Origin of the sequence: Vibrio sp. Vb1018 (assembly GCF_033338775.1) — a bacterium.
In the GTDB taxonomy this organism is placed as follows: Bacteria; Pseudomonadota; Gammaproteobacteria; order Enterobacterales; family Vibrionaceae; genus Vibrio; species Vibrio alginolyticus.
This window is the reverse complement of sequence record NZ_JAWOTI010000048.1, coordinates 1-6367: the sequence shown is the minus strand read 5'-3', so window position 1 is coordinate 6367 and position 6367 is coordinate 1. Positions and strand designations below refer to the sequence as shown.

Annotated in this window: 5 protein-coding genes and 4 tRNA genes; 3 read left to right on the top strand and 6 right to left on the bottom strand. The window is 42.7% G+C overall.

Features of this window, described 5'->3' with window-relative positions; genetic code table 11:
* Positions 1-180 precede the first annotated feature (180 nt).
* The 4 genes from R7Z10_RS23685 to R7Z10_RS23670 form a co-directional block, all read right to left on the bottom strand.
* A tRNA-Thr gene (locus R7Z10_RS23685) sits at positions 181-256 on the bottom strand.
* Between the two features lie 13 nt (positions 257-269).
* Positions 270-344, bottom strand: a tRNA-Gly gene (locus R7Z10_RS23680).
* Between the two features lie 35 nt (positions 345-379).
* Positions 380-464: transfer RNA gene (locus tag R7Z10_RS23675), tRNA-Tyr, on the bottom strand.
* Positions 465-500: 36 nt separating this feature from the next.
* A tRNA-Thr gene (locus R7Z10_RS23670) sits at positions 501-576 on the bottom strand.
* A gap of 205 nt (positions 577-781) precedes the next feature.
* On the opposite strand from R7Z10_RS23670, the gene coaA reads away from it, so the two are divergent.
* Entirely contained in the window at positions 782-1705 is a 924-nt protein-coding gene (gene coaA / locus R7Z10_RS23665) for a type I pantothenate kinase (RefSeq protein ID WP_005388683.1), read from the top strand.
* Between the two features lie 7 nt (positions 1706-1712).
* Here coaA and birA read toward each other — a convergent pair whose 3' ends face one another.
* Together birA and murB are read right to left on the bottom strand one after the other, a co-directional pair.
* Positions 1713-2678, bottom strand: a complete 966-nt coding sequence (birA, locus tag R7Z10_RS23660; RefSeq protein ID WP_170894214.1) for a bifunctional biotin--[acetyl-CoA-carboxylase] ligase/biotin operon repressor BirA — start codon at positions 2676-2678, stop codon at positions 1713-1715.
* Positions 2675-3718 carry a UDP-N-acetylmuramate dehydrogenase gene (gene murB, locus R7Z10_RS23655; protein WP_017633745.1) on the bottom strand — a complete coding sequence of 348 codons (1044 nt, stop codon included), beginning with the start codon at positions 3716-3718 and terminating at the stop codon, positions 2675-2677. Before murB ends, birA begins: the two co-directional genes overlap by 4 nt.
* A gap of 101 nt (positions 3719-3819) precedes the next feature.
* Between murB and R7Z10_RS23650 the strand changes: the two genes are divergently transcribed.
* Both R7Z10_RS23650 and pssA read left to right on the top strand, forming a co-directional pair.
* Positions 3820-4251: a GNAT family N-acetyltransferase gene (locus R7Z10_RS23650; protein ID WP_017821963.1), complete on the top strand. Its 432-nt coding sequence runs from the start codon at positions 3820-3822 to the stop codon at positions 4249-4251.
* Between the two features lie 71 nt (positions 4252-4322).
* The gene (pssA, locus tag R7Z10_RS23645) at positions 4323-5663 is read left to right on the top strand and encodes a CDP-diacylglycerol--serine O-phosphatidyltransferase (RefSeq protein WP_005388686.1); all 1341 of its coding nucleotides are present in this window, start codon (positions 4323-4325) and stop codon (positions 5661-5663) included.
* The last annotated feature ends 704 nt before the right edge of the window (positions 5664-6367 follow it).

The following is a 6367-nucleotide window of genomic DNA, read 5'->3' as shown; positions in this document are numbered from 1 at the left end:
TGTTTTACCGTGGTCAACGTGGCCGATAGTACCAACGTTAACGTGCGGTTTCGTACGTTCAAATTTTTCTTTAGACATGAGTGGTCCCTCTAGGTACGGATTTAGGTGGCCCAAATTGACCACGCAACCAAAAAAAGATAATTGGTAAATCTAATATCAAAAGGAAATAAACTTGAGAGCTGGTGCTGATAGGCAGACTCGAACTGCCGACCTCATCCTTACCAAGGATGCGCTCTACCACCTGAGCTATATCAGCACTCAAATTAGAGTGGAGCGGGCAGCGGGAATCGAACCCGCATCATCAGCTTGGAAGGCTGAGGTAATAGCCATTATACGATGCCCGCAACACGTAACTCTGAGAGCTATTTCCTAAAGAATATGGTGGAGGGGGACGGATTCGAACCATCGAAGGCAGTGCCGGCAGATTTACAGTCTGCTCCCTTTGGCCACTCGGGAACCCCTCCAAATTTTCAAGCCATTCAGACTACTAAAGGAAAGAATGGTGCCGACTACCGGAATCGAACTGGTGACCTACTGATTACAAGTCAGTTGCTCTACCTACTGAGCTAAGTCGGCATAAGTGGTGCGCATTCTATTGAATGATTTTCTAGGTTGCAATAGTAATTTGAAAAAAAATCATAAATTTCGATTTTTTAGATTCGTTTGCTGCAAATTCGTACAAACTTAGCTTTTTTAAAGTAAACTTCGACCTTTGTCGTTTGCTTTGAAGTTCGCTTGATGTATGTTCTTGCTTCTATTAAACCAAGGATAAAAGAGACCCATGAGTCCATTTTTGTCATTTGACCGTGCAAATTGGGCCGAGTTAAGAAACTCTGTACCGATGACACTTTCTGAAGACGACTTGACTGCGCTTCAGGGCATTAATGAAAACCTAACCATGGAGGAAGCGGTAGAGATCTACCTTCCTTTGTCTCGTCTTTTGAATCTGTATGTCCAGGCTCGTCAAAGCCGCAATTCCGTATTACAACAATTCTTAAATACAGAGGAACATGCTCCCCCTTTCGTAATTGGTATCGCTGGCAGTGTTGCTGTAGGCAAAAGTACGACTGCTCGTATTCTAACGGCATTGCTTTCTCGTTGGGAGAATCATCCCAAAGTGTCCTTGGTTACAACAGATGGCTTCCTATATCCGAAAAAAGTACTAGAAGAACGCGGTATCATGCATCGTAAAGGCTTCCCAGAATCCTATGATATCAAGCGCTTAGTCGAGTTCATGTCTGACGTAAAGGCAGGAAAACCCGATCTTGAAGTACCCATCTACTCTCACATCACGTATGACATTACTGATGAACTAAGAAAAGTGGATAGACCGGATGTTCTTATTATTGAAGGTTTAAACGTTCTGCAAAGTGGAATGGACTATCCACATGACCCGCATCGTGTCTTCGTCTCTGACTTTTTAGATTTTTCAATTTATGTCGATGCAGAAACAGAGACCATTGAACATTGGTATGTAGAACGCTTTTTAAAGTTTCGCCAAGGGGCCTTTACGAAACCAGGCTCTTATTTTAGCCACTACACACAACTCTCTGTCGATGACGCAAAGAAAAAAGCGAAGCAAATTTGGCATGATATTAATGGGCTCAATTTAGAATTGAATATTCTTCCAACTCGAGAGAGAGCCCACTTGATTCTACACAAAGGCGTTAACCACTTAGTTGATAAAGTCTCGTTGCGAAAGTAATCGAAGATTAGTCACTTTTACGCAACGAGATTTCACCACCAATATAAGTCTCTAGTCCTTGGGAGGTTTCGATTAATATTCCACCTTGATGATCGATGCCTCGAACGACGCCATGTACCTCTCTAGGCCCAATAAGCAGTTTGACCTGACGATTAAGGAAATTGTCTAACCGATTCCAACGTTCGATAAAGCCAGTAAGCCCTTTCATTTCATATTCGACAAGTGCAGAATTCCAATGCTTGATAAGAGTCATTGCTAGAACATTTCTATCGATCTTGAGACTCTGATTTACTTGGTTCAACGTGGTCCATGGCTGGTCAATCTCAGGCTGGTCGTCAGGCATTCCGATATTCAGGCCCATCCCAATCACTAGATGAGCAGCCCCACCGGCCTGACCCGACATTTCAACCAAGATTCCGGCCAGTTTTTTATCTTGATAATACAAGTCATTCGGCCACTTGAGTTTAACACCTTGCATGCCTACTTCTTCCAGAGCTTCCACTGCGGCAATCCCAATCACCAAGCTCAAGCCCATTGCCGCAGCCATTCCTGCATCCAGTCGCCAATACATAGAGAGATATAAGTTAGAGCCAAATGGTGAGACCCATTGTCTACCGCGGCGACCACGCCCTTGTGCTTGATATTCAGCAATACAAACACGGCCCTTTTCCGAATCCGCGACCCTGTCGAGCAAATATTGATTCGTTGAGTCAATCACAGGGACGAGTTCAACAAGTGACTCCGAGCTAGTGGTAAAGAGAGTCTCGTCTAACAGCTGCAATGGTGAGGCTAATTGGTAACCGCGCCCTTGCACTCGATAAATATCAATACCCCATTCACTAAGACCTTTAATGTGCTTAGCGATTGCCGCTCTGGAAACATTAAGATCGTCGCCCAAAGCTTCTCCTGAATGAAACTCTCCATCACTTAATAACTTTAAAATATGAAGTTTCGTAGAGTGATCTTTTCTCATCTAGATGCCTCGATCTGAGTCAAATTGGTCTCCCCGGTACGATTGAGAAAGCGTACTTCATGCTCAAGTATGATTTGGTATTTGTCCCATACTGTCTGCTTCACTAAAGAAGCAAGCGCGACAATGTCATCAGCACTACAATTATCCATGTTGGTCAAAACCAAAGCTTGCATAGGGTTGACCTGCGCACCATGTACAGACTTCCCTTTTAATCCACATTGATCAATAAGCCAACCAGCAGCAATTTTCATTCCTCCTGAAGCTGGGTAGGCCACTACGTTAGGGTATTTTTTTGTGAGTCGATCATAGTGATCTTGCGTGATCACTGGGTTTTTAAAGAAACTACCTGCGTTACCTCTCTTGGTTGGATCTGGCAGTTTTGCCTTTCGCACTTGGCATACTCGTTCGAAGATAGAAGCAGGGCTGAGTTGTTCTTCTGGGATACTTTGTAAAGGACCGTACTGGTTAATCGGCTGCCATTGCTTCGCCAACTTAAGCCCTAATGCGGTGATAAAGCACTTTCCGTGCAACGCATGTTTAAATATGGAATCCCTATAGGCAAACTCACAGTCTTGGGCGTGCATTCTTTTGTTTTCAAACGTAGTTAGGTCAAGAACATCTACATAATCACAGATGTCTTTTAGCTCTAGGCCATACGCACCAATGTTCTGAATAGGAGCCGAGCCAGCACAACCTGGAATCAAAGCTAAGTTCTCGATCCCACCGATCCCCTGATTCACACACCAGGAAACCAATTCAGGCCAATCTTCACCACCGGCAATATGTAATAGGTAGTGCTCATCCGTTTCCGTGACTTCTTTACCCATGATTCGATTAACAATCACTAATCCCTCAAAATGTTCTGTAAAAAGAACATTACTTCCTTTACCTAAAAAAAGTTTCGGTAAATGGGTGAATCTTGGGTTTTGAAATAGCTCAATAACATCTTCAAGCGACTCAACGATAGCTAAATAGGAACACGATTGTTCAATTCCAAAAGTATGGTAAGCCTTTAGGCTCGCATTTGTTTTAATTTGCATAGTAGGTTTGCAACACCAGATAAGATTCTCTTAAACTGTCGACATTCTACATTAGTTATCTTTTAACCGCAGTGACAATACCAGACTCATTAATCATAGAAGTGTTAAATCCCATCAAGCTCCCCCTCATTAAGAAACTATACAAAGCGTATTACCCTGCGGGTCGAGCCAAAAAAGATGAATTGATCATTACAGCAAGCCATAAAGGTGAAATCATTGCGTTACTACGTTTAAAAAGTGTAGATAAAGTTCGTCTATTGACAGGAATGTTGGTCATTCCGAAAGTTAGGGGAACAGGGATTGGAAAAAAACTACTAACTCATTGTAAGAACAATGTTTTCACTGATGGCGATTATTGCTTCGCGTTTACACATCTCGAATCCTATTATTCCAAGCATGGATTCACAACAATTGATTGCTCTGAGCTACCACACCCGCTAAAAATGGCATTTCAACGTTACGTAGATAGCGGTAAAGATCTCATTCCAATGCAATTCATCTCTTCAACGACATCAAAACGCGTGCTTTTGTAGCCAGGTAAATCATATCTTTGATAAAATGGCAGGTTCGCAATATTGCACTAAACTAAGGTACTCATACCGATATGATAGTAAGTAGGAATCCATTCGAACAGTTGCCAAGTCTCGCTGTCAATCCGGAAGACTTTGATGTTCTGTATTCAGCAGAATCATTCAGAACCCGTCTTTTAGATGCTATCAGCAAAGCAACGTCGCGAATTTACCTAGTCGCTCTATATCTGGAAGATGATGAAGCTGGACGTGAAATTCTCACTGCGCTTTATGAAGCGAAACAGCGCAATCCTGGGTTGGACATCAATATCTGTGTCGACTGGCATCGAGCGCAGCGTGGCCTGATTGGTGCGGAGACATCTGAGGGTAATTCAGCGCTTTACAAAGCATATGCCAGCAAGTACCAACACCCAATCCCTGTCTATGGCATACCAGTGCGTGGCAGAGAAGTTTTTGGGGTACTGCATTTAAAAGGCTTCATTGTCGATGATACTGTTATCTACAGTGGGGCGAGCTTAAATAACGTTTATCTCCATTATCATGAACGTTATCGATTTGATCGTTACCATGTGATTCGACATGAATCTTTAGCGAATTCAATGGTGCAATTCATTCAGGAAGAAATGATTGCTCACCCTGCCGTTAATGATCTTGCAGGAAAAGATAAGCCAGAAACCAAAGAAATAAAGTCGGCGATTCGCCAACTGAGGGCTTCTCTTGCTCAAGCCAACTATAAGTTTGAAGACCAAGCTGCAACAGAAGAAAGTGTAAAAGTCACTCCGTTAGTTGGGCTAGGCAAACGCCGTAATCTGCTCAATCAACAGATTGTAAAGTTATTGGCAGCAGCCCAAGACGAAATTTTCATTTGTACGCCTTACTTTAACTTCCCTAAAGCACTTCATCGTGAAGTGAAACGAGCCATGAAGCGTGGTGTGAAAGTAACTATTGTTGTGGGTGATAAAACCGCCAATGACTTTTACATTGCACCTGAGGAAGACTTTAAAACCATTGGCGGACTTCCATATCTTTACGAAGTGAATTTGCGTCGCTTTGCGAAAGCCAATGAAGCGAATATCGCCGCACGTAAATTGTCAATTCACCTATGGAAGCATGACAATAACAGCTTCCACCTTAAGGGTATTTGGGTTGATAAACGCTATATGCTACTTACTGGGAATAACCTAAATCCACGTGCTTGGTCACTCGACCTAGAAAATGGGCTACTCATACAAGACAATTATGCGAAGCTCACTGAGAAGTTTGAAGACGAAGTTTCGCGTATTCTTGAGCATACTCACCTTATCTGTACTTATAAGCAATTAGAGAAAGTAGAAGACTATCCTATAGGGGTACAGCGACTGGTCAGAAAAATTACCCGCCTAAAGGCAGATGGTGTTTTAAAACGTATTCTTTAGACATCATTTCTCGCTCTAAAGTACGTCGAGATTTTTATACTAAGCCAACCGCTTTAGCAGTTGGCTTTTTCATATAATCCATTTGGAATACTTAACTATTTTCTAGTACCGCTAGTGAGCACATAACCACTTAGATCTAGAGCGATTCTCTTAATGGGTTTGAGCTTTGACGTTTGTGAGTATTCCGCATAGCTTACAGCCTCGAGCTAAGCTACCCCTCTCTGTTCTGGCGCTTCTTACCCCTTGGCGATATATTTTTCTGAGACTCATCAAATGTTCAGCGTCGAAAATCATCACCTCGCTAATGAAGAGCTCCTTCAATCTTTCACCTTCCAATTCTTTTCAAGTCGTTTGATTTTTGAGCCAGGAGAGATTGGGGGTATATATGACGCTTTTCTGGATTATGCGCACAGTTCGTTTTTTCTTTCTCATCAAGATTCAAGCCGTTGAACGCCTTTGAATACCATAGATTACTTAGGTTTGTTTGTAGGTCATATTGTCTTTCCACAGCATCAACGGCCTATATTAATTAAAGCCTAGTGTGTAATCACGCAGAGTTCGCTTAGTAGGGATTATGGGGAGTAGTCTAGTTAGGTGTAAACACACTTCAGGGAAACGCCGCAGTAGAAACGAAAAAAGCCTCAGTCTTTCGACTGAGGCTTAATATAAGTGGCGGAGTGGACGGGACTCGAACCCGCGACCCC